The following is a 23,415-nucleotide window of genomic DNA, read 5'->3' as shown; positions in this document are numbered from 1 at the left end:
AACTATTGGGGATTTATCAACCTTTCACCTGTTCAATTACTGAATTGAAAAAATCAGTAGAAGTACCTACAGCGCTTCCGTTATACCACGTAGTTATCAGTCTATTATTTACTTTACTTTTGCTACAAGGCAAATAATTCAATGATGGTAAAATTCTCCTTAGTGTTATTTTTATTACTCAATAACTTTTACTCTTCATCTCCACTTGTTCGTCTGCCGGATAAAACGCTGGATTATCAAAGGCTGAATCAACCAGTCGCAGCCATTAAGCATTACTTTCCGATTTTCCAACAGAGCTTAAAAGGAAAAAAATATTATGCAATAGAATCCCCATATACGAGTATGAGTTCTAGTCATCTAGTAGAGGTTAAAGTTGATTCAGCACGAAAGGACATAGAACTGGCAGAAAAAAAACTGATGGCGAAAATCCAAAACAACTTTAGGATTTTGGTTTTTAACCTTTTCAAAATCGGTATTACTATCCTCATTATCTTAAGCATTATAGCCTACATTATTTACCGACAAAAGAAACGGGCAAGTCAACGGAGATATCAAACCTTAAAGCTGGAGAAAGAGTATCAGATTCTGCAAGCGTTAATTGAAGGTGAAGAAAAAGAACGCAGTCGCATTGCTAAAGACCTTCATGACGGTATCGCCGGTACATTAGCGGTTATAAAAATGAATTTTAGCACCATACAACAAGGAGACCCCACGTTTCAAGACTCATCAGTATTTAAAAATACCTTACAATTATTAGATGATGTATTTAGGGAAGTTCGAAAGACGGCCCATAATCTAATGCCTGATCTATTATTACACTATGGATTAGATGAAAGTCTGAATCGTTATTGCCGGAATATTAGTCAGAGTAATACTATTCATATCGATTACCTTTCAATAGGAGATATTATCAGATTAAAGGCCAATTTTGGAGTTCGATGTTGGGGAGTTTAGGGGAGATAGCGTGTCGGTTCAACCGAGACCGTGACAAGGCTGCATTCTAACTGTTTCCATTCAGAACATTCGATGACTGCAACACCAACCATTCAAAGTATTCTTTCTTACACTTTTTAAGCTTCTTCTCTCGAATTAACGCAGAACGTATATCAGGAAGTTCCTCCACATAAATTAACTCCCAAGGGATCTTACCGGAAGTAAACTCTGACTTTCCGTTATTATGTTCGGCTAACCGGCGTAAGTAATTTTCTGTATAACCTTTGTAATAGGTTCCGTCTTGTTGACTTCGTAAAATGTAGATGTAATGAGGCCTAAACAAAAAAAGCCTCACTTAATGTGAAGCTTTTTGCGGACCGGACGGGACTCGAACCCGCGACCTCCGCCGTGACAGGGCGGCATTCTAACCAGCTGAACTACCGATCCAAGAATCTTTATTTATTTAATCGAAACCTTCTGTTTCAATCATTTTGAGCGTCTTGCTCTTTTAGCTGCGGACCGGACGGGACTCGAACCCGCGACCTCCGCCGTGACAGGGCGGCATTCTAACCAGCTGAACTACCGATCCAAGAATCTTTATTTTCGTAGCCTCAACCTTCTGCTTCAGCTTTTCTTTTCAAATATTCCCTTGTTTTTGGGACTGCAAATATAGCGCGTTTCTTTTACTTTGCAAGAAGAATTTTAAAAAAAATCTACATTCAAAAATAAGGCCCTGATTATTAATATCAGGGCCCTGGCTTTTTATATTTCCTCGGCTGTCAAATAGGCTTCATTGTAAAGCCTGTAAATCTCTTTTAATTTATCTTCACCTAATGGTTTATTCATAAATTTCTTAAGCACACTATTCTTTTCGGTCCTTTGTTGGGTCGGTGGATTAAGGGTAAAAATTTGCGTTGATAGACTTTAAATGATTCATCCAAGTAAACAAACTCTCCTGTTTTTACGGGTTGATAATTAGGAGGGATAGGAGTGGGAAGACTGTAAACCCATTCATTGTACCAAAACAGGCCGGCAATGGCTCCGGTTATAACAATCAGTCCGGATACTACAATTAATTTCCTTAATCTTCTACTCATAATTTAAAAAACAACCGTTTACTAAACTCAGAGAGAGTAAGCGAAAATCATTAAAATGAATATATAGGATTTTTATTAAACTTCAAAGAATGTTTAAACACTATTATTTAACAACCTGGTTTACAGCAAATAATTTCACTTCATTTAATAGTAATCGCATAAATACCTGAATACCCAATGAAGTTTAAAGTAAGTAGAAGATTGCAACTAGTGGATAACAAAAAAACGGAGTCGGTAAGTTACCGACTCCGTTTTTTTATCATTCAGCATAATTATTATGCAATTGTTCCTTCTTTCATGCGCTCTGCATTTTCAGCTAACTGCAGTGCATCAATAATGTCCTGAATGTCTCCATCCATAACAGCATTCAAGTTATAAATAGTTAACCCGATGCGGTGCTCAGTTAAACGGCTTTGAGGGAAGTTGTAGGTACGAATCTTAGCAGATCTGTCACCTGTAGAAACCATTGTTTTACGTTTCTTTGCTGTTTCTTCCAAATGTTTCTGTAACTCCATTTCGTAGATACGTGAACGAAGTACACCTAACGCTTTCTCAAAGTTCTTGATTTGCGATTTCTCATCCTGACATTGAGCAACAACACCTGTCGGAATGTGCGTTAAACGAACCGCTGAGTAAGTCGTGTTAACTGACTGTCCGCCCGGACCAGATGCACAGAATAAATCTTTACGAATGTCATTCATATTGATCTGTACGTCGAACTCATCTGCTTCAGGCAACACAACTACTGATGCTGCCGAAGTATGCACACGACCTTGAGTTTCGGTAGCAGGGACACGCTGTACACGGTGTACCCCTGATTCGTATTTCAGCTGACCGTAAACATCTTCACCACTAACATTAATAACAATCTCCTTATAACCGCCTGCTGTACCTTGGGTTTCATCCACCAGTTCAGTTTTCCAGCCTTTTGCTTCACAGAAACGCATGTACATACGATACAGGTCGCCGGCAAACAAACTTGCCTCATCACCACCTGCTCCACCACGAATCTCTAAGATTGCATTTTTAGCATCTTCAGGGTCCTTAGGGATTAGCATTACACGGATCTCTTCTTCTAACTCTTCTTTTTTAGGAAGCAGTTCATCAAGATCCATTTTGGCCATCTCTCTTAACTCCTCATCTTTTTCAGTGGCCAGCATTTCTTTATTAGTATCGATATTGCTGACAACTTTTTTATATTCTTCAGCTTTCTCAACTACTTTCGTTAATTCTTTATATTCTTTGTTAAGCGCAGCAAAGCGTTTCATATCGCTCATTGCTTCAGGGCTCGACAATTGTTGTTCTACATCTTGCCAACGTTGTTTGATGGCATCCAGTTTATCAATCATAACTATAAATCCTTCGGGATTAATTTAGGGCTGCAAAATTACGCTTTTATACTTAAACACCGAAATGTATCTGATGTTTAGCTGGTTACTATTTTTTCAAAACTTAAACTTCAGCAAGTTCTTTTTCTTCTTTTTCAAAATATTTAAGTTCCACGTTTTCACCATCAAACACTGCATAAGTGTTAAAATGAATCCATTCACCTAAATTAATGTAACGACTTGTTTCAGACAACTGTATGTCTAATGGTAAATGACGGTGACCATAAATAAAATAGTCAAAATGTTCCTTTTGCAAAATTTCTTTTGAATAGATCACCAACCATTCATGCTCTTCGCCCAGAAATACTTCTTTTTTATCATTAGCTATACGACTGCTTCGGCTCCATTTATCGGCAATGCCAATCCCCAGATTAGGGTGAAGGCGAGCAAAGAGCCATTGACAAACCTTGCTTCTGAAGAACTTCTTAAGCAATTTATACGTTTTATCACCAGGCCCCAGGCCATCACCATGGTGAATGTACAGCCGTTTGCCGTTTATTTCAATGACCTTCTCATCAGAAATAATTGTTGCTCCAAGCTCTTTTTCAAGGTAATTAAACATCCACATATCATGGTTGCCTTTAAAAAAGGTAAGCTTAATTCCTTTGTCACTCAGCTCTGCCAGTTTACCCAATAAACGGACATAACCGCGAGGAATAACCGTTTTATATTCAAACCAGAAATCGAAGATATCGCCAACAAGGAACACCTCTGCAGCATCATGCTTTATTGAATCGAGCCAACGAACAATACGATCTTCACGTTCACGACTTTTTTCATAAGTGGGTACTCCTAAATGAAAATCTGATGCAAAATAAATCTTCTTATTTTCCTCCAAAATGTCTGTTTAATTTTTTGCAAAGGTATATAAAATATAAAAAGCTGATAATACCCCACTTCTCCTTGTGGAGAAGGGTTGAGGGGGTCGCTTTATTGCTTGCCGTAACTTTTCCCTTACAGTAATAGGTGAAAGTGTCAATAATCTATATTTTAGAACCGTTTAGTCAACCCTTAAACTATATGAAGAAAAATTATTTATTAATGACAGCACTTTTTGCCGCTGTATCGGCGAGTGCGCAACAAAAAGCAATGCTTAAATACCCCGATACCCAAAAGGACAATACGACCGACAATTACCATGGAACTACCATTTCCGACCCTTACCGTTGGTTGGAAAATGATACTGCAGCAGCTGTAAAAGATTGGGTGATTAAAGAAAATAAGGTTACACAAGATTACCTTTCACAAATTCCGTATCGTGATAAGATCAAAGCACGCCTGAAAGAGCTCTGGAATTATCCGAAATATTCGGCACCTTTTAAAAAAGGCGACAATTACTTTTTCTATAAAAATGATGGCTTGCAAAATCAGGCTGTACTTTATGTTCAAAAAGGACTAAATGGAGAACCCAAAGTCTTCCTCGATCCTAATAAACTTTCAACAGACGGCACTGTAGCATTAAACAATATTACCTTTTCAAAAGATAATAAATATGCCGCCATCGGAACTTCAGCTTCGGGCTCTGACTGGGTAGAAATTAAAGTCATTGATGTAGCAACACAGCAACCAACAGGTGATGTAATCAAATGGGTTAAATTCTCGGGAGCAACCTGGAAAGGTGATGGATTCTATTACAGTCGTTATGATGAACCTGTTGCAGGCAAGGAGTTTTCCAACCAAAACCAATTTCAAAAAGTTTACTTCCATAAATTAGGCACAGCACAATCGGCAGACGAATTAGTATTTGAAGATAAGGATCATCCTTTACGCTACTTCGGAGCCGGCGTTACTGAAGATGAGCGTTTCTTGTTTGTGGTAGCTGCAGAAGGCACACACGGAAGTGAGGTTTATTACAAAGACTTGCAAAAAGGTGGCGATTTTAAATTATTATTCAAGGGGTTTGAATATGATTACGATGTGATCGATAATGTTGGCGATCGATTGTTGGTGCATACCAATAACAATGCACCTAATTTCCGCCTGGTTTCCGTGGACCCAACCAATCCTGATCCTGTAAACTGGAAAGAAGTGATTTCTCAGTCAAAAGATTTGTTAAATAGCGTTTCAACCGGAGGAGGTAAACTGTTTGCCTCTTACCTGAAAGATGCAAGTACTCGATTGTATGAATATGAGATGGGAGGAAAGCTGACCAGAGAAATTAAATTGGAGAGCATAGGAACGGCTAGCTTACCTTCGGGTAAAAAAGAAGATAAGGAGTTTTTCTACACCTTCACCAGCTTTACCAATCCGGGAGCTATTTACCGTTACGATGTTACCTCCGGAAAGTCTGAGGTGTTCCGCAAAACTGAAGTAAAATTTAATACTTCCGATTATGAAACTAAGCAGGTATTCTATACAAGCAAAGACGGAACTAAGGTTCCGATGTTCATTGTTCATAAGAAAGGATTGAAGTTAGACGGAAATAACCCTACTTATTTATATGCTTATGGAGGCTTCAACATCAGTCTTACACCATCTTTCAGCGTTTCTCGCCTAATTCTATTAGAAAATGGTGGTGTGTTCGCTCTTGCCAATTTGCGTGGCGGAGGTGAATATGGAGAAGACTGGCATAAAGGAGGCATGCTGAGCAATAAGCAAAACGTATTCGATGACTTTATCGCGGCTGGAGAATACCTGGTTAAAGAGAAGTACACCTCTCCTTCGAAGCTTGCTATTGCCGGTGGCTCTAACGGAGGCTTGCTGGTAGGAGCTTGTGAAATTCAGCGTCCCGACTTATTTAAGGTTGCCTTTCCGGCTGTTGGGGTGTTAGACATGCTGCGTTACCACAAATTTACGATTGGATGGGGCTGGGCTGTTGAGTATGGCTCAAGTGAGAAAAAAGATCAGTTCGATTATCTATTGAAATATTCTCCGCTGCATAACATCAAATCGGGTGTAAATTATCCGGCAACAATGATTACCACCGGAGATCATGATGACCGTGTAGTTCCTGCTCACTCATTTAAGTTTGCAGCTACCTTGCAGGAAAAACAATCAGGTGATAATCCTGTCTTAATTCGTATTGAAACCAAAGCCGGACATGGTGCCGGTAAGCCAACATCGAAATTAATTGATGAAGCTGCCGACATTTGGTCATTCATGTTCTGGAACACCGGAACAACACCGAAATATTAATTTTTAAAAACTTATAAAAAATCCCGTTCAGGTTAAATCAGGGCGGGATTTTTCTTTTTAAATCTAACCATTCAGCATTATTTTATAATGCTCCTTTCAAACTCAAAAAACTGATGTAACCAAGGCATGTGCTATATAAAAAGCGACCGCCACACCTCTTGCAGATATGGCGATCGCAAATTTACTCGATCGTTACTATTTAATGTTTTCTAAGGATTCTTCGTAACCACCGTTATTGAATGAACTCCGTGCCCCACTTTACCTTTAGTAGAAACACCCTCAATAATTGTGGTATAATTGGTCGCATTATCAGCGGTGAAAAATGAAACTGAAGCATGACCATCTGCATTTGTTTTCACCAATCCGTTCCAATAAATTGTAGTGCGGAAGTCAGGAATATTTGGTTTATTCTCCTGTTCGTATTTAGGAACATAAAATGCCTTGGCTACGTGATAACCTACAGGGTAAAAACTTAACATTCCCTTTTTATAATACGCTCCGCTCAAAAATTTACCGCGTTTAGTGTAAACAGCTACCACTCCATTTGCGCCCCGGGATCCATAAATAGCGGCACTTGGTCCCTTCAAAAATTCTACAGATTGAACATCATTTGGGTTTAACATCGATAACCAACCAACATCTGTTTCCGTTCCGTCAAGTACTACTAATGGACTTGTGCTTCCAAACAATGTATTCGGACCACGAATTAATATATCATTGCCGATCACTTGCACTCCAGCAACTCTACCCCTAATTGCATCCAATAGATTACCGGAACTAATCGCTGATGATTTTGCAATATCATCTGCCGTGATAACAGCGTCGGCATGTGAGTACAATTTCATTACTGATGGCTCATTAGGGTCTATTTTAGTACTTCTAACCACAACTTCGCTCAATAAAACGCCTTTAGAACCGCCATATTTCACATTATCATAGTCAAATTTCTTACGGTTTGCTTTAATATAATTGGCTATTTGATTATTTACATTTTCAGGAATCACTAAATGATTTAAAGGAGCAGGATGAAATGGATCATTAACTTCAATATCAACTCCTTTACCTCCCTTTTCATTACGAGCCTGAAGAATAAATCTTGTACTATCTGGGAATTCAATACCATTTATAGTAAATACTCCTTTTGCATCTGTATTGGCTGTTTGAAATATTTCTTTGTTTTTAGCACTGAAAAAAGCAATAGAGCCATTCTTTATAGGTGTTTTATCTGACAAAGAAGTGATTTTACCCGATACTTCCATTCCTAAATCGATTGGGAATGAGGTTTCAGGCGCTTTTCCAGCAACAATATCTCCCCATTCAAAACGCCTCCAGCCTTGAGTGAGCATTAAGACATCCAGATCTTGTGGTGCATTGGTCTCATTGGCATCAAAGTAATAAGCCGGTTTTTCAATAGTACCTTTTAAATCTGAGGTAAGTAGCAAGTGCGACAAAATGTTATTATCATGCTTGTCGATTGTTACGGATTGGTCATCTGTTACTGCAATTGAAAAATCTCCCTGAACCGGATTTCCTTCGGCATCTTTTACTGAAATATTCAGATCTACTTTTTCTCTTGAGGTATAAACAGGTTTACTGCTATTTATATTAAACTTTAATTCATCATTTTTATTAATAAACACTAAGCGCTCAACCAAAGGGGTTCCGTCCAAGGTAAAAACGGTAATCTGAGCAATTCCGGTCGGGAACCTGTCTTTAGGAATATTGATCTGATAAGCTTTCTCTTCCAGTTTTTCATTACCGGTATAATAAATGGTTCCATAAGCTTGTCCGACAACAACCACTTCTTTTTTGGCATCTTGTAATGCTTTGGAAGCGATAATCATTCCCTGCAAGCGATCTTTAGTCTGATTTCGGATATTAAGCACAATGCCTTCGGCTTTGGCCACCGGTAAGGCAACGGTTTGTTCGACACCACCGCGATTTTTAAAGTGTGCTGTATATTTCTTGCCAGGCTCAGGAATAAGGGCAATTTTACCCATTCCTAAATGCCGGCTCTTAAAGTCTGTTACATTATTATTATCCTGGTCGGTAATAAATCCTTCCACATCAACACCCTTTCCATGAACATCAATTGCCTTAAAGGCTACAATATTTGGAATAGTTTCAACCAAATAACCTCCTTCAGGGAAGAATTGCAGATCTACATCCGATGAAAAATAAGGCAGGTAAAATGTTTTTACAAATGGAAGTCCATCGTAATTAATCGTGGTCACAATCCGCTTATGTGTATAGTTAGCATTATTAGAGTTTGTAACCGGAATTCTGATCTCCCCATTATCACTAGTTTCTGTTTTTCCTTTTGTACCCGATCTACCCACCATTATCACATCATAAGACACATTTTTACTTTTGATAGGCATTCCCTTCTCGTCAACAAATTTTATCACCGCCATTACCTCGTCATTCTTCGTTGCCTTATCATATTCGTAATCAACTGTGGTAAACACATTGGTAAGTCGCGCATTTCCTACTTTGAGCTCTTTTGTAAAGAAGTATTCTTCACCAAAGTTCCTCATCCAGCTAGTGTAGGCACGAAGCCGGTAAGTACCTTCAGCCAATGAATCTGTAAGCTTCACCGTTCCATTAAACTCACCGCGGTCCTTCTTTAGTAGTAATTGCTTCACTACGTGTTCCTCTCCGTTCAAAATATCCACATAAATGATCCTACTCAGTTCGGAGGGGGTGTTATCATTTGCATTAACCAGGTATGCCTTAAAAAACATATCATCGCCGGCCGCATAATAGGGCTTATCAAAATGAATGTATATTTTCTCCTGTGGAGTTTTCAGGTAAAGCTCCTCAAGATTTTTAGCAATTTTTTTGATCAACGGATCACCATCGCTTGGTACATGGAAAGCAATAGCTAAGATCGCTAAACCAGCTAGTGACAAAACAGAGAAGAGGGTCCTTTTCATAGTCAACGGGTTAGTAAAAAGTACGTATGAATTGACAAGAGCTATCAGGAATAGAGGAAAAAACCATGGTTATTCGAAACCATAAGTTAAATCACTTATTTCTTAATTAAAATTTACGAAAAATAAAGCAGGAAGGGAAATGTTGTAGTGTAAAAAAAACATTATAAAACTCTGTACAATAAAGTTTTACAAGTTTATCAAGAAAATAAAACGGCTTTTAGTGATTTAACACTAAAAGCTGTTTTTCCACATCATAGATTCTACCGGTTTAACGGTTCGATCTGTATATTTTGCATTTTGTTTTTTATTGTAAAAATTCTCCACATCACCTTCCACTACAAAATAAATCAACTGGCCAATTGGCATTCCGGCATATATACGAACCGGTTGTGCACATGATATTTCCAGCGTCCATGTATTACAGAAACCCACGTCGCCTTTTCCCGCCGTTGCATGAATGTCGATACCTAAACGGCCGGTGCTAGATTTACCTTCCAAAAAAGGTACATGAGCATGTGTTTCGGTATATTCCAGCGTTACACCCAGATATAGTGTATTAGGTTGCAACACAAATCCCTCTTCAGGTATCTCAAAGTGCTCAACTTCGTTATGTTTACGGGCATCCAGCTCACGATTCTTATAAGTTGCCAGGTATTTACCTAAATGAACATCATATGAATTTGTTCCTAAGTACTTGCGATCGTACGGTTCAATTACAATCGTTCCTTTTTCTATTTCTTCGAGAATGCGTTTGTCAGAAAGAATCATTTATGAGAGTTTTGTGGGCTAATATAGTTTTTTTTTATTATTTCGTACCGAGCGTTAAAACTGAACAATTAAACCAAGATACCAGTTATTAAAGGGAATAATTCATCTCAAATCTAACAGTAGATTAAGAATAATTTGAGTTAATTAAAGTGTATCTTTTTAACCTATAACTCGTAACCCGCAACTCGTAATACTAACAAACAATGCCAATAACACTCCATAAGATCCTTGATACCGACACCGAATTTGCTGTTTGGAAGATTGAAGAACCGGCCGAGCTGCTTTATTCAAAACTTAAGTTAGATGAAACGGAAAAGGCCGTTTATGAAAGTTTGGGCAAAGGAAAACGAGAATTGCATTGGTTAAGCAGTCGTGTATTATTACGTAATCTGATTAACACGCCCGATTTCATTAAAACCGGGTTAGATGAACACCACAAACCTTTTTTGGTAAATCTTCCTCATCACTTTTCATTAAGTCATTCATTTGATTATGCCGCTGTAATGATCAGCAAGAACAAAAAAGTGGGAATTGATATCGAATTGGTAAAAGACAAGATATTAAAAGTGGAGAAGAAGTTCTTGAGCGCTGAGGAACAAGAATTTATTGATCCAAACCAAAAAGTGAAACATCTATATGCATGTTGGGCTGCAAAAGAAGCTGTGTACAAACTCTATGGACGAAAGGGAGTGAGTCTGCAAGAAAATATCAGACTTAAACCCTTTAAATTTAATTCGCAAGGAGTAGTTCAAGCCAATATACTTTTCAACAACTGCGATGCTGATTTTGAAATACATTACCAGGAGTTTGAAGAATACATGCTGGCCTATGTAAGTTCAGATAAGGTTTGAGCTATTTAATGATCACTGCTCCTAATTCTGAGGCAATGGATTTTTCCACTTGTTTCAGTTGAACGTGCATCGTTTGAATTTCAATGATCTCGTCGTCCGTTTTGGCATCCTTAAGTTTTTCCTGATTTTCCTTTATCAAGCGCATTACTTTTCGCATTTTAATATGATAGATAGGACTCAGAATAGCTTGTTTTAATTTCGTCCGTTCGTCAGGAACCTCGATTTCGTGCATTTTCTCCCAATTCTCACTTAGTGCATGCGGCGAGCTTAACAACGTTGCGGCAAGGTCACGTATTTGATTATTGGGATGGTGAATAAAAAAGCGATCGTCGATTAATTCGCCTTCGCCAGATTTAAACTTTGCTTCTTCAAAAACTGTGGCAAACAATCGGTTTCCAAATTCAATATCATCTATGGCTTCAATCAAAAACTGAGCGATGGTTGTTTCCTCTTCCCAGATCTCGTTCCCATAGGTAATCAACATGCGAATTATTTCCTGCTCCTGCGGATCATCATTGTCGGCAGCGATTTCAGGTTCCGGTTCAATATCTATTAAACCATGCAATTCTGGCGGATAACCAAAGGAGGGATCATATGGAGGCAGCGTACTCTCTTTCTCCTTTTCCTTCTCTTTGTTTTTAGCTCCTTTAAGTTTCAGCTTATTTAATTCAGCCATTAAAATGGCCTCATCCATTTGCAATAATCGGCTGGTTTCGGAAACAAAGACTGACGCTTTTATGGTATCCGGAATTTTAGCAATACTCTCAATAATATCCCGGATAACTTCAGCCCGTTTCAACGGATCCTTCTGAGCATCTTGGAGTAAGATGGAAGTTTTAAAGAGAATAAAGTCCTGTTGCTTTTCCTTAACATATTCACGAAAAGCGGTTCCACCTACTGATTTCACAAAGGAGTCAGGGTCATGACCATCAGGAAAAAGAACGATCTTAACATTCAATCCTTCCTCAAGGATCATATCAATGCCTCTTAAGGAAGCTTTGATCCCTGCCGCATCTCCATCGAAAAGAATGGTTACATTTTTCGTAAAACGATTGATTAAACGGATCTGTTCAACCGTTAAGGATGTTCCAGAGGAGGCGACGGTGTTTTCAATACCCGATTGATGTAGGGAAATTACATCTGTATAACCTTCAGCAAGAAAACAGTTGCCTTCATCGCGGATCTTATTCTTAGCAAAATAAATCCCATAAAGTGTTTGACTTTTATGGTAGATCAGCGACTCTGGTGAGTTTACATATTTGGCAGTCTTGCTGTCTGTTTTTAAAACGCGCCCACCAAATCCAATAACTCGACCAGTTAAGCTATGGATGGGAAAAATCACACGACCTTTATAGCGGTCAAAGGTTTTTCCGTCCTCTTTTTTTATGGTTAGGCCCGTTGTTACCAGGTATTCCTCATTATAACCTGCTTTTAATGCCGATTGAGTAAAGTCGTCCCATTTATCCAGACAATAACCCAATTGAAACTTTTGCAAAGTCTCTTCCCTGAATCCACGCTCCTTAAAATAGCTTTGTCCGATGTTGATGCCTTCTTCCCGTTCTAATAAATTTTGTGCAAAGAAATTACGGGCAAATTCATTAACGATAAAAAGACTTTCTCGTTCATCATTTTCCGGAGAATTCTCCTTCTTTTTGATTTCTTCAACCTCAATCTGGTACTTATCTGCCAGCCATTTTAGTGCTTCAGGATAACTGAATTTCTCCAATTCCATCAGGAACGTAACCGCACTTCCACCTTTTCCGGTACTAAAGTCTTTGAAGATCTGTTTTACGGGAGAAACAGTGAACGATGGTGTTTTTTCGTTGGCAAAAGGGCTTAAGCCAACGTAATTTGCCCCTCGTTTTTTAAGATGCACAAATTCGCCGATCACCTCAACAATGTCGACGGCGTCCATGATCCTATCTATCGTTTCTCTCGTTATCAATCCAGTATTTTTTGTAAGTAGTAAACATTAATTGCTCATGCAATCAATGCACAAAGGTGCTAAGTTTTTTGAAAAAGCTGGTAAAATCAAGGAAGAAGATTTACTTCTTTATCGTCATACTTCCCATCTGTGATAGGTATGGGGTTACTTCCGTCAGTATTAACAATTAATAACTGAGCCCGGTTCTTAAGGTAAGTCACTTGTTGGAATATTAACCCGTTTCTTCCCGGCAACCATTGCGGCATTAAATTAACAGCTTCGTTGAACACGACATTTTTAGGTTCTTCTGCGGCTATTGGCATCGTCCTGATTCCCCATTTTCCAACAATAATATTCCCAGGACGGGTAGCTGTTTCGAATACTAACATTTTGCTGTCTAACGACCAGGCTGGATCATGATCCCGAAACTCATCATACGTTAAGCGGGTTTCTTCTGAACCATCAGCCTTCATCACAAAAATCTCTAAATGACCAAGGCTGGTTCCAATATAATCTTCGGGCCAGGCAACATAGGCTATCCAATTGCCATCAGGTGAAAATGCAGGATCTGCAAAATAGCCCTTACGTTTAATTAATTGTTGAGGATTTTTCCCTTGATTATCCGTAACCATTATAGTTAACGGGCCATTCTTTTCGACAGCAACAGCCATAATGATTTTTTGGCCATCAGGCGACCAGTTTGCACCCGATTGTTCAACCCAACCATTATCGCCTTGTTTTATCAAAAGGGTTTGCTCTGAGCCATCAATATTCATTACCCACAAGGAGGCCTTTTCTGTTGTATTACTAAAACTTCCGGATGGAGATCTATAAAACAGCACCTTTTTGCCGTCAGGGGATATTCTGGCTCTCCAACTTTCTTGTTTTTTTTCTTTCGTAAGCTGCGTATAAACGCCATTCTCTTTCTTCCAAATTTCCTGTTTTCCACTCCGGGAAGATGTAAACAAGAAATTCAGCTTAGTGCGAGTATCAACCTCTCCCTGAGCAAAACTCAGTTTAGCACAAAAAGGCAACAGCAATAGAAATAAAACTAAGAAGACAAACTGTTTCATGCGTTTAATCAGTACTCAAAACTTAAAATACTGATTTACCTTGTATCAACAAAATACCTTTCCGAGAATATGGATTTTAACGGTAAAATGAGGGTTTTAGGATTGAAACTGATTTAACTTTTACCTTATTTCTTATAACCGTAATGTTTAACATTAAAGGCAGCTATTTCTTTCTTTTTGAAAGGAACATCCCAGTTTCCGTTATAACTTATATTGACCGGCAGCAGATCATCACCAAAATAATTCATCTCAATGTTCATTTTAACATCAAAACTGAAGGCAAAATTGTCATAACTCATATCAATGTAGCGACCCAGTATCTGAAAATTACGCTTATCGAAAATGGTTGTCAGTTCATTGATCATTACTTTACTGGTATTTTTATACTGAGGCTTTACGATGCATTTAAATCTGTAAACCGGAATATTTCCCATGTAGGTTCCACTAAAGAACTTATAGTCATAATATTCACGCATGTCGGGTTCAAAAATGGCTGTTTTTCCACTTACCAACGGCACACCCTTTACCGGTTTTCCCGGACTAAATATCAACGTTTTCAGTTTGTCTTTGTAACCTTCTTCACCTTTCTCCCCTTTTCCAACCTCACCACCGAACTCCGTACTTTTCATGTTTTCAAAAATATAGCTGAACATCTGTACTGTATAAAGCTCATACTTGCCGTTTCTCTTAAATACCTCGCCACTATCCACTTTGCTTAATACAACCTGTTTATATTTCGGTCCGCTTTGATCGTGATAAATCTTTTTATAGATATGAGCATTTCTGCGGGATTTCTTATCGAAGGTTATAACATCATTTTCAGCATAAAAACTGTAATTCTTTGTTTTTTTAAACCCTTGGTAAAAAACGCTGTCATTTAATATCTCATTAATGAAATCATCAACATTTAATCCATATTTTCCTGTAACAGTAATTGCAGAGTCTAGTTGAAAATTTAACAGTGTATCTGGATTCAATTCTTTAGTCGATCTTTTAGGCTTTCGTTCCTGGGCCAACAAAGAGCTTCCAATACTTAATAATATAATTACAAACGCTAATCTCTTCATGAAAAATTGTAAATGTGTCTTTAAAAAGCGAAGGCGAAGTTAAGGTTAATTAGTGGTTAACGGCTGATTGCAACTTCATTATCACAATCATTAGTCAATAACTCAGCCCATTTTAGGGGCACTGGCAATTTTTTATCGCTAAATTCAATATGCACTACCCTGCGTTGGTGATCAGTAGTTGTTCTGTTTGAAGCATGCAATAATAACGGCCGCATAATCATTATACCACCTTTTTGCACATTACAAAATACTTCTTTCTCTACCGTCCAATCTATTGTTTCAGGGCGGTAAATACCTTTTGCGTGTGAACCAGGAACAACTTTTAATGCACCGTTTCCTTCATCGGTGTCGTCCAGATGTATTCGAAAGGTAAAAATATTTTCCAAAATTGACAATGGAGGCTGAACAGCAAACTGATTTTGCTTAACCGTCCAGGGGCCAAAACCTTCAACTTCCACTTTATGCTCAACAGATATGGTTAAGTCCTGATGATAAGCTACAAACCAATTAGATTGCTTCGGTTTATCGAAATAAATAGATTTTACAGGGAAATACTCCGGACCAAATAATTCTTTAATCAGCATCCTAAGTTTCTCCGATAAGATTGTACCCGCTACATCGGGCACTTCTTTTAGAAACTGCCTGATGGCAAAAAGATCATCCGATTTTCTGAACGTATCTTTAGCGGTATCTGCCCAGGTAATTAGGTGAAGAATAACACTAACTTCCTCTGGCGTAAATACATCATTAATAATGGTAAAGCCATTTTCAGCAATTTCTCTTTTAGACCGCGCTAAGTTCATATCGATTTTATTATTAGTTCAAAAATATCTGTTGTTATTTAAATAACAACATGGAGCAAAAACCTAAGGCATACCCGTTGTTTAATCGCTTAATTTATACTAACTTAATATTGAAAACCGCTTCGTTTTCATAATTCAGACTAATAATTTATTCTCGACACTAACTATATACTATGTACCAATAACTACCAAAGAATCATACGCTCATGAAAAAAACGCTCTTACTACTCTCTTTTATTCTTATTTGCATTTCTGCCAGAGCACAATACACTACTGTTCCTCCTAAAAAAAGTGAACGCGAAAAATACCTCGACAGTTTAAAAAATGTAAAGTATCCCTTTGTATTTCCGGCCTTAGGGGCAAAAGCTCAGAAAAAGGGATTTGATATAATTCTTCCTCATGGAGTAATGCTTAACTCTATTTATACCAAACAAGATATTGAACTCTCCGACCTTTCTGTGGGGTTTAATACCACAGACTTGACAAATATTGATTCAATTGTGGTTTTTGACCATGTAACGGGTGAAGGCATTGTAACCAATTTCAGATTTGACACTTATATTTTCCCGTTTTTGAATGTTTATTTCCTCGCAGGTACCATGAACGGAAATACCAGCGTAGCCCTTGCTGAGCCAATTCAATATTCTACTACAACCAGCAATCCGGGCCAATATTATGGTTTCGGGTTGATGCTGGCCGGTGGCATTGGGAAATACTGGATAACTTCAGATATCAACTTTGCATGGACAGATCTTGACCTATTGGATCATCCTGTAAAAACCCGCGTAGCAGGTATAAGATTTGGTCGCACCTTTAATTTTAATAAACATCCACAGCAAAACATCGCATTTTGGGTAGCTACGCAAAATCAAAAAATATTCAATGAAACCGATGGTCAGATATCCTTTTCAGAATTAGGACTAACGGGAAGCAAATTTGAAGAATTTAGCACACAATTAGATACCTGGTATAATAATTTGTCACCCGCGCAACAAAAGCTCTACGAAAATATGTATACCAAATTAAGCGAAGGATTTGATAATGCTGCAAACAATATTGAAAACGGATATGTTCGCTATCACTTTAGCAAAAGCCTTGCTACTCCATGGCATGTTTCATTAGGGGCTCAATGGCAATTAAATAAGCGTTGGCAGTTTAGAGGTGAAGCTGGTGGTGCTTATAGAAAACAACAATTCATGCTTTCTGTTGGCTATCGATTTGGTATAAAAGGCCGAAATATAGCCTCAGGAAAAAATGAGATCCCTAAATAATGCTGATGAAATTTCTTGCGATCGCTATTTTCTTTCTGCTGTTTGTTACTCAGGTAGTTTTAGCGCAAGACGAAATTCCCCCCAGTGAAGAGGTATGGCCTGAGTTGAATGCTTTTTATTCCTTTAATTCAAAATACCGCTTATTTACGATGATATCTGGTACTAAGGTTGAAAAATCTTATTACTCTGATGGGGCATTTGGTATCCACCTCGATTATTTTAAACCTTATCAAGCTAAAAGAGCACTCGGTAAATACGACAGTTTAAAAAATCGTTTATTGCGTGTTCGAGTGGGTTATATGTATGGGACTACACCACCCAGTGCCGAAGATCCTTTTAAGGAGCACACCCTGCTAACTGAAACCATCCATGCTTTTCCATTGTCTTACCAATTACTGATTACGGCCAAGAACCGAATCGACTGGCGTATCAGAGACGGCGAATTTTTGCCACGTTACCGGCCTCGCTTAACAATAGAGCGCGACTGCAAAACCCACTACCTAACATTTAATGCCTACCTATATGGCGAATATTTCTTGAATTTCGGGAAACCCAACATTAATAGATGGAGACTCTGCGGAGGAGCCGAGATCAGGGTTAGCCGGAACCTAAATTTTGAATGGTATTACTTATATCAGTTTAAAAACTCACCTGATGTTGGAAAAGTAAACGCCATTGGACTTGTACTAAAAGCTTACTTCCATGCTGTAAATAAAAAGAACAAGTGATGTAATTATTTACAATTATGGGCCAGAAAACTTATTTTCATACTAGTGATAACATTTGAGCCATTATATTTACTAACACAGGAAGCTGTTTCCACACAAGAGGTATGGCCCGAAGCTAAGCTATTTTACAGCTTTAATCCCCATTTCAGGTTGCATGCACAATCAGCAACACGGCTTAACAGGAGTTATTATACCGAAGGAAAAGCAGGGTTACTTACAAAATTTTAAGGGTAAGTTACAAAAGCTGATTCATTAAGGGAACGAACACTAAGAATCAGATTTGGCTATTTGTTCGGAGTAAATACTCCCAATTCAACTGATACTTTTAGAGAGCACACTATTGTAACTCAAGGTGATTACTATTTTCCATTAAAGTGGAGAATAGAAACAGAAATCAGAAACAGTTTCGATTGGTCGATAAATAATGGAGACGTTGAACCACGCTATCGACCACGGGTAAGGTTCAGCAAAGATTTCCATACGGAATACCTCACTTTTTCTTCTTACTTATATAGAGAATATTTCCTTGATTTTGCAGATGCTGATCATAACCGTTGGAGACCGACTTTGAAGTTTACTACCTCTTCCAATTTGCTAACCAGCCCAGTATTGGCGAACTCAGCGCTATTGGTTTAACATTCCGGATTTACCTATCATCCAAACATAAAGGTGAAAACCGGAAAGATTAATTAGAGTGTGTAGGCATACAAATAAAAACCATCAGATTCGCTTTGACGTTCAAAACCAATTTTCTCGTATAATTGTTGCGCATTGTAATTATCAACTGCGGTTTCCAATGTAAGTACCTTTGCATGGTGTTGTCGGGCAAATGCGATTGCCGCATGTATTAAAGATCGCCCTACACCACCTTTACGGTTAAATTCATCCACATACAAATCATTCAGAATATAATTACGTATAGTCCGTACAGATGAAAAGCTTGGATAAAGTTGCGTAAAACCTACAGGATCATCACCGTCAAAAGCAACAAAAATGACCGACTCATTATTTTCCATCCGTTCTTTTATAAACCGGTCGGCGCGATCAATATCGGATGGCTGTTCGTAAAACACCCTATACTTATTAAAAAGGGGAACTACTATTTTATATTCAGCACTTTCAATTCTTCTGATAACCATAGGGATTTTTTCAATGCATAAATGAATTGTCAAGTATAATCTTTTTTGCCTAAACAAGGTTCACAATTATTGGCCCCCAGATAGCCAACAATACATTCCCGATTGCATAGGTAACTGTAAAACCCAAAACCGGAGTCGTGCTTTCCGCTTCATCCGAAATTGCTGAAAGTGCGGCTGCCACCGTTTGACTTCCACATAGGCCTCCCAATAAAATCACTGGATTAAGCTTCAGAAATTTATGTCCAACGAAAAGCCCGACCATTTGAGGTACAAGCGCGACAAGAATTCCTAAAATAATTAACACAGGGCCCGATTTATGCAAAGCATCAATTGCATCAGGACCGGCAGACAATCCGACCACGGCAGCAAAAGCACTTAGTCCAAACTCTGCCAGTACCCACTGTGCGGCTCCCGGTAAGCTACCAAAAACCGGATATTTAGATCGTAGCCAACCAAAAAACAATCCGGAAACCAAACATCCTCCACCAACACCTAATGTAATTGGCACACCACCTACGTCAACAGATAATAACCCAACTAAAATTCCAGCTACAATACCCGCAGTAAGCATTACCAAATCACTTTTTTCGCTGGATTTTTCCACATACCCTACTCGTTCGGAAATTCTGTCAACCTGTTCTTCATCACCCATCAACTGAATTACATCACCACGACGCAATTGAGTATATGGAAACATGGGCAAATCATTATCCTGACGTTTTATGCTTACCAGAAAAACCCCACGTAACTCATGCGGATCAGCACCTTCAGCAATCTCCTTAATACTTCTATTATGGTATTTATTATTAGTCAGAACTACCTTAACTATCTTTCCGGTAAATCTTAAAGCTTCCGGATGGTTGATTTCGGGCCCAATGATATGTTCTGCATTCATAATAGTGGTGTAATTTCCCATCAAAGCAACAATATCGCCTTTAACAACAGGGGTACTACGATCCGCATCAATAATTTTCCCTTCATGAACAATTCTAAATACAGAAGTCCGGTCGCCTAATAATTGCTCAATATCACCAGTGGTCTTTACACTATCCGGAATAAAAACGAGTTTATACGCCCTGGCAATAACCGGGGAATAGGGATTAATACTTCCGGATATTTCTTTTCCCTGATCACCTGACAATGATTCCTCCAACTCCTTAGCAGCCTGTTTTAAATTAACTTTTAGCAACAATGGAGCAATATTTCGCAGAAAGATGATCACTGTTATGGTTCCTAACACATAGGTTATGGCGAAAGCCACCGCCATGTTTGAACTCAGATTTTGAGTTTCATCCGCACTTAGCCCTAAACGATTAATGGCATCTGAGGCGGTACCCATCGTTGCAGATTCAGTTAATGCGCCGGCGGCCAGACCTGCAGCCAAGCCTTTATTGAGGTGCAGTGCATGTCCAATACCAATGACCAGAATTAACCCGGTAACGCAGACCACTACCGCAAGTATCAGCAACTTAACCGTTCCTCGATTTAGACTTCCGAAAAACTCAGGGCCACTCTTAAACCCTATTGAATAAACAAATAAGGCAAAACATGCTGCCTTAAAAACAGGAGAAAGAGTTACTCCAAGCTGCCCGATCAGTAAGGCAAAAATTAACGTACTGGCAACCGCACCCAGACTAAAACTGCCAATCTTAATACGCCCGACTGCATGGCCCAACGCCAACGAAAAAAATACCGCAAACTCAGGAGCTTGTTTAATAATGTGCTGTAATGTTTCCATAAAAAGTTCGAATAATTTATAGGCGATGATAGGTACCGGATGAATGAGCGTAAAGAGTAGAGCCTATGCTGACTTTAATTTAAGGTAAAATTTGCAAATGTTAATGCGATTGAAGTTAATTTTTCCGTGCTAAAAATCTATTCATTCAATTTTCAATAAAGAGTGCTATTCTTTTTTCTTTTCTGTTAATTTTTAATAGATAATTGTTAAATTCAATAACATACAATCTCTTAACTTTTATTTAAATGCTATTATCACGCTCTCTTATCCTTACTTTTCTTTGCGGTTGCCTGTTTGGCTGTCATTCGCAGCATTCCTTACCACCCATTTCAAAAGAACCTACCAATCTTTACACTCCCGGACGTTTTGTCTGGCACGATCTGGTAACTCCCGATGTTGCAAAGGCTAAACAATTTTATGGCGCTGTTTTTGGCTGGACTTTCGAAACTTCTGGATCAGGAGATACAGAATATACCCTTATTAAAAGATCCGGAAATACAATCGGAGGAATCTTTCCTATACCTAAAGACGTAAAGGTCACATCTGGAGAATGGGTTGCATCAATGTCGGTTTCCGATGTTGCAAAAGCAGTTAACCTAACAACTTCAAATGGTGGCAAAGTTTTAAGAGGTGTAAAAGATATTGATGGGAGAGGAAAAATGGCGTTGGTCGCAGATCCACAAGGTGGTATATTAGCCTATATGCGCGCCACGGGAGGCGATCCACTTATCAAATCTCCCGAAATTAATGACTGGTTGGGAATGGAGCTCTGGACCAATAACCCTGAAGCATCCAAAAGTTTCTATAAACAAGTGATTGGCTATGAGGCCGAAGAAATAAAGGATTCGTCTGTTCCTTTCACGGCCTTTAAAAAAGACGGAATGATCTACGCTGCTTTATTAAAGAACCCCAGTAAAGATGTTCGTACCCATTGGATGCCCTATATTAGGGTAGAAAACGTTTCTGCAATGGTAGATAAAGCCAAAGCTGCCGGGGCAACTATTATGCTTACACCTTCTCCAACCATTCGAAACAGTACGGTGGCTATTATACTTGATCCCTCACGGGCACCAATCGTTTTACAAGAATTTACACCTTTAAACTAAAATCGCTTTCCAAATGAAAAAATCAGCATTCTTAAAAATAGTGGTAATTGGATTTGTTATCTTTTTTTTAACCGCCTGTTCAGGAATGTCAGTAGGGGTTGGTTACGGTGTCAACTTTGCTGGCGGTCCTTACGGACCAATGGTTACGCCGTCCATCAATGTAGGAATGTACGGAGGGCATGTTTGGTAATCGAGTGGCGTTATTATTTTATTATGAAAAACAGGTTTCAAAACAGTCAACTTATTCATAATTTAACGCTTATAAAAAATGCTCCCTACATGTATCACAAAAACTATTTACTTCTGTTTTCAGCAGTTCCCGCAGTCCTCTTTTTCGTTTCATGCAATAAGGCGAAGAGTTCTCAAACCTCCCAATTATTTGTCAATGGAAAAGTTGATGGCATAGTTTCCTGTACCTCCAACGGACTCTTTCCTGTGGATAGTGCTTTATATATGGAAGGTGGTGGAAAAGAATTTTATGAATCAAAGGTAAATACAGTAAAACCTAAAGGGCCTACTCCTAAAGGAATGGTTTTCATTCCTGGAGGCGAGTTCAGCATGGGAGGGGTTAACCCTGTCGGGATGGAAAACGGCGGCCAACAAAATATGAATGATGCCAGGCCTATCCATCGTGTCTATGTGGATGGTTTTTACATGGATGAAACCGAAGTGACTAATGCCGAATTTACAGCTTTTGTAAAAGCAACCGGCTACATTACCATTGCCGAACGAAAACCAACAAGAGAAGAATTTCCAGGCGCGCCTGAAGAAAATCTTGTTGCCGGATCAGTTGTATTTACACCGCCGGATCATGATGTTTCACTGAACGACCACTATCAATGGTGGCAATATGTAAAAGGTGCTGATTGGAAACATCCGCTCGGTCCACAAAGTAACATCCAGGGGAAAGACAATTATCCGGTTGTACATATTGCATGGGAAGATGCACAGGCCTATGCAAAATGGGCGGGTAAACGCTTGCCAACAGAAGCAGAGTGGGAATTCGCAGCACGTGGAGGCGACTTTGGAAAGATGTATGCATGGGGAAATCAGTTTAAACCGGACGGAAAATGGATGGCCAATATTTTCCAGGGCAAATTTCCCGTAAGTGACGAAGGAAAAGATGGCTTTGTGGGTATCGCTCCCATTAAACAATTTTCTGCCAGCACTTACGGACTATATGATATTGCCGGAAATGTTTGGGAATGGTGTGAAGATTGGTATCGCCCCGATTATTATGAAGAACTTGCCCATAGAGATGTTGCTCGCAACCCACAAGGTCCTGATTCAGCATTTGACCCGATGGAACCCAACGAAAAGAAAAAAGTACAACGTGGAGGCTCATTTCTTTGTACCGATCAATACTGCACCCGTTATATGGTCGGAACAAGAGGGAAAGGAGAATTTCGCTCTGCCTCAAACCATGTGGGCTTACGGTGTGTTAAAGACCTCAAGTAA

21 protein-coding genes and 2 tRNA genes are annotated in these 23,415 nt (G+C 38.8%); 9 read left to right on the top strand and 14 right to left on the bottom strand.

Annotated elements, in window-relative coordinates:
* The first annotated feature begins 141 nt into the window (after nt 1-141).
* Entirely contained in the window at nt 142-954 is an 813-nt protein-coding gene (locus tag SOLCA_RS19675) for a sensor histidine kinase (protein WP_042480232.1), read from the top strand.
* Nucleotides 955-1,000: 46 nt separating this feature from the next.
* Here the strand turns inward: SOLCA_RS19675 and SOLCA_RS19670 are convergent, their stop codons facing one another.
* The 6 genes from SOLCA_RS19670 to SOLCA_RS19645 form a co-directional block, all read right to left on the bottom strand.
* Nucleotides 1,001-1,276 carry a GIY-YIG nuclease family protein gene (locus SOLCA_RS19670; RefSeq protein ID WP_014682230.1) on the bottom strand — a complete coding sequence of 92 codons (276 nt, stop codon included), beginning with the start codon at nt 1,274-1,276 and terminating at the stop codon, nt 1,001-1,003.
* Nucleotides 1,277-1,306: 30 nt separating this feature from the next.
* Nucleotides 1,307-1,380 (bottom strand) — tRNA-Asp (locus SOLCA_RS19665).
* A gap of 68 nt (nt 1,381-1,448) precedes the next feature.
* Nucleotides 1,449-1,522: transfer RNA gene (locus SOLCA_RS19660), tRNA-Asp, on the bottom strand.
* Between the two features lie 253 nt (nt 1,523-1,775).
* The gene (locus tag SOLCA_RS19655; RefSeq protein ID WP_014682229.1) at nt 1,776-2,030 is read right to left on the bottom strand and encodes a hypothetical protein; all 255 of its coding nucleotides are present in this window, start codon (nt 2,028-2,030) and stop codon (nt 1,776-1,778) included.
* 275 nt (nt 2,031-2,305) lie between these two features.
* A complete protein-coding gene (gene prfA, locus SOLCA_RS19650) occupies nt 2,306-3,379 on the bottom strand; it encodes a peptide chain release factor 1 (RefSeq protein WP_014682228.1) in 1,074 nt (357 codons plus the stop codon).
* A 103-nt stretch (nt 3,380-3,482) separates the two neighbouring features.
* On the bottom strand, nt 3,483-4,256 hold the full coding sequence (locus SOLCA_RS19645) for a UDP-2,3-diacylglucosamine diphosphatase (protein WP_014682227.1): 774 nt from the start codon (nt 4,254-4,256) through the stop codon (nt 3,483-3,485).
* A gap of 182 nt (nt 4,257-4,438) precedes the next feature.
* Here SOLCA_RS19645 and SOLCA_RS19640 point away from each other — a divergent pair, with 182 nt between their 5' ends.
* Complete coding sequence (locus tag SOLCA_RS19640) at nt 4,439-6,553, top strand: prolyl oligopeptidase family serine peptidase (RefSeq protein WP_014682226.1); 2,115 nt, start codon at nt 4,439-4,441, stop codon at nt 6,551-6,553.
* A 209-nt stretch (nt 6,554-6,762) separates the two neighbouring features.
* On the opposite strand, the gene SOLCA_RS19635 is transcribed toward SOLCA_RS19640, so the two are convergent.
* Together SOLCA_RS19635 and dcd are read right to left on the bottom strand one after the other, a co-directional pair.
* On the bottom strand, nt 6,763-9,489 hold the full coding sequence (locus SOLCA_RS19635) for a TonB-dependent receptor plug domain-containing protein (RefSeq protein ID WP_014682225.1): 2,727 nt from the start codon (nt 9,487-9,489) through the stop codon (nt 6,763-6,765).
* A gap of 231 nt (nt 9,490-9,720) precedes the next feature.
* Nucleotides 9,721-10,257 carry a dCTP deaminase gene (gene dcd / locus SOLCA_RS19630; RefSeq protein WP_014682224.1) on the bottom strand — a complete coding sequence of 179 codons (537 nt, stop codon included), beginning with the start codon at nt 10,255-10,257 and terminating at the stop codon, nt 9,721-9,723.
* 203 nt (nt 10,258-10,460) lie between these two features.
* Between dcd and SOLCA_RS19625 the strand changes: the two genes are divergently transcribed.
* Nucleotides 10,461-11,108 (top strand): 4'-phosphopantetheinyl transferase family protein, encoded by a 648-nt coding sequence (locus SOLCA_RS19625; RefSeq protein ID WP_014682223.1) that lies wholly within the window; start codon nt 10,461-10,463, stop codon nt 11,106-11,108.
* Between the two features lies 1 nt (nt 11,109).
* Here SOLCA_RS19625 and dnaG read toward each other — a convergent pair whose 3' ends face one another.
* The 4 genes from dnaG to SOLCA_RS19605 all read right to left on the bottom strand — a co-directional run bounded on the left by dnaG (nt 11,110) and on the right by SOLCA_RS19605 (nt 15,975).
* Complete coding sequence (gene dnaG, locus SOLCA_RS19620) at nt 11,110-13,053, bottom strand: DNA primase (RefSeq protein ID WP_014682222.1); 1,944 nt, start codon at nt 13,051-13,053, stop codon at nt 11,110-11,112.
* An 86-nt stretch (nt 13,054-13,139) separates the two neighbouring features.
* Nucleotides 13,140-14,105, bottom strand: a complete 966-nt coding sequence (locus SOLCA_RS19615; RefSeq protein ID WP_014682221.1) for a TolB family protein — start codon at nt 14,103-14,105, stop codon at nt 13,140-13,142.
* 125 nt (nt 14,106-14,230) lie between these two features.
* Nucleotides 14,231-15,172, bottom strand: coding sequence for a hypothetical protein (locus SOLCA_RS19610; protein ID WP_014682220.1), 942 nt, complete (start codon nt 15,170-15,172; stop codon nt 14,231-14,233).
* Nucleotides 15,173-15,228: 56 nt separating this feature from the next.
* Nucleotides 15,229-15,975, bottom strand: coding sequence for a phytanoyl-CoA dioxygenase family protein (locus SOLCA_RS19605; protein WP_014682219.1), 747 nt, complete (start codon nt 15,973-15,975; stop codon nt 15,229-15,231).
* Between the two features lie 206 nt (nt 15,976-16,181).
* Between SOLCA_RS19605 and SOLCA_RS19600 the strand changes: the two genes are divergently transcribed.
* The 3 genes from SOLCA_RS19600 to SOLCA_RS23300 all read left to right on the top strand — a co-directional run bounded on the left by SOLCA_RS19600 (nt 16,182) and on the right by SOLCA_RS23300 (nt 18,610).
* On the top strand, nt 16,182-17,246 hold the full coding sequence (locus SOLCA_RS19600) for a hypothetical protein (RefSeq protein WP_014682218.1): 1,065 nt from the start codon (nt 16,182-16,184) through the stop codon (nt 17,244-17,246).
* Nucleotides 17,247-17,251: 5 nt separating this feature from the next.
* The gene (locus SOLCA_RS19595; protein ID WP_157604609.1) at nt 17,252-17,974 is read left to right on the top strand and encodes a DUF2490 domain-containing protein; all 723 of its coding nucleotides are present in this window, start codon (nt 17,252-17,254) and stop codon (nt 17,972-17,974) included.
* Between the two features lie 288 nt (nt 17,975-18,262).
* On the top strand, nt 18,263-18,610 hold the full coding sequence (locus tag SOLCA_RS23300) for a hypothetical protein (RefSeq protein ID WP_157604608.1): 348 nt from the start codon (nt 18,263-18,265) through the stop codon (nt 18,608-18,610).
* A 53-nt stretch (nt 18,611-18,663) separates the two neighbouring features.
* Here the strand turns inward: SOLCA_RS23300 and SOLCA_RS19590 are convergent, their stop codons facing one another.
* On the bottom strand, nt 18,664-19,113 hold the full coding sequence (locus SOLCA_RS19590; protein ID WP_014682216.1) for a GNAT family N-acetyltransferase: 450 nt from the start codon (nt 19,111-19,113) through the stop codon (nt 18,664-18,666).
* A 49-nt stretch (nt 19,114-19,162) separates the two neighbouring features.
* Complete coding sequence (aspT, locus tag SOLCA_RS19585; protein ID WP_014682215.1) at nt 19,163-20,851, bottom strand: aspartate-alanine antiporter; 1,689 nt, start codon at nt 20,849-20,851, stop codon at nt 19,163-19,165.
* A gap of 245 nt (nt 20,852-21,096) precedes the next feature.
* Here aspT and SOLCA_RS19580 point away from each other — a divergent pair, with 245 nt between their 5' ends.
* The 3 genes from SOLCA_RS19580 to SOLCA_RS19575 are packed head-to-tail and all read left to right on the top strand — an operon-like array spanning nt 21,097 to nt 23,415.
* Complete coding sequence (locus tag SOLCA_RS19580) at nt 21,097-21,957, top strand: VOC family protein (RefSeq protein ID WP_014682214.1); 861 nt, start codon at nt 21,097-21,099, stop codon at nt 21,955-21,957.
* A gap of 13 nt (nt 21,958-21,970) precedes the next feature.
* Nucleotides 21,971-22,147, top strand: a complete 177-nt coding sequence (locus SOLCA_RS23295; RefSeq protein WP_014682213.1) for a hypothetical protein — start codon at nt 21,971-21,973, stop codon at nt 22,145-22,147.
* A gap of 23 nt (nt 22,148-22,170) precedes the next feature.
* Nucleotides 22,171-23,415 (top strand): formylglycine-generating enzyme family protein, encoded by a 1,245-nt coding sequence (locus SOLCA_RS19575; protein ID WP_245536730.1) that lies wholly within the window; start codon nt 22,171-22,173, stop codon nt 23,413-23,415.

Source organism: Solitalea canadensis DSM 3403, from assembly GCF_000242635.2.
GTDB lineage: Bacteria > Bacteroidota > Bacteroidia > Sphingobacteriales > Sphingobacteriaceae > Solitalea > Solitalea canadensis.
This window is presented reverse-complemented; position numbering and strand designations above follow the sequence as displayed.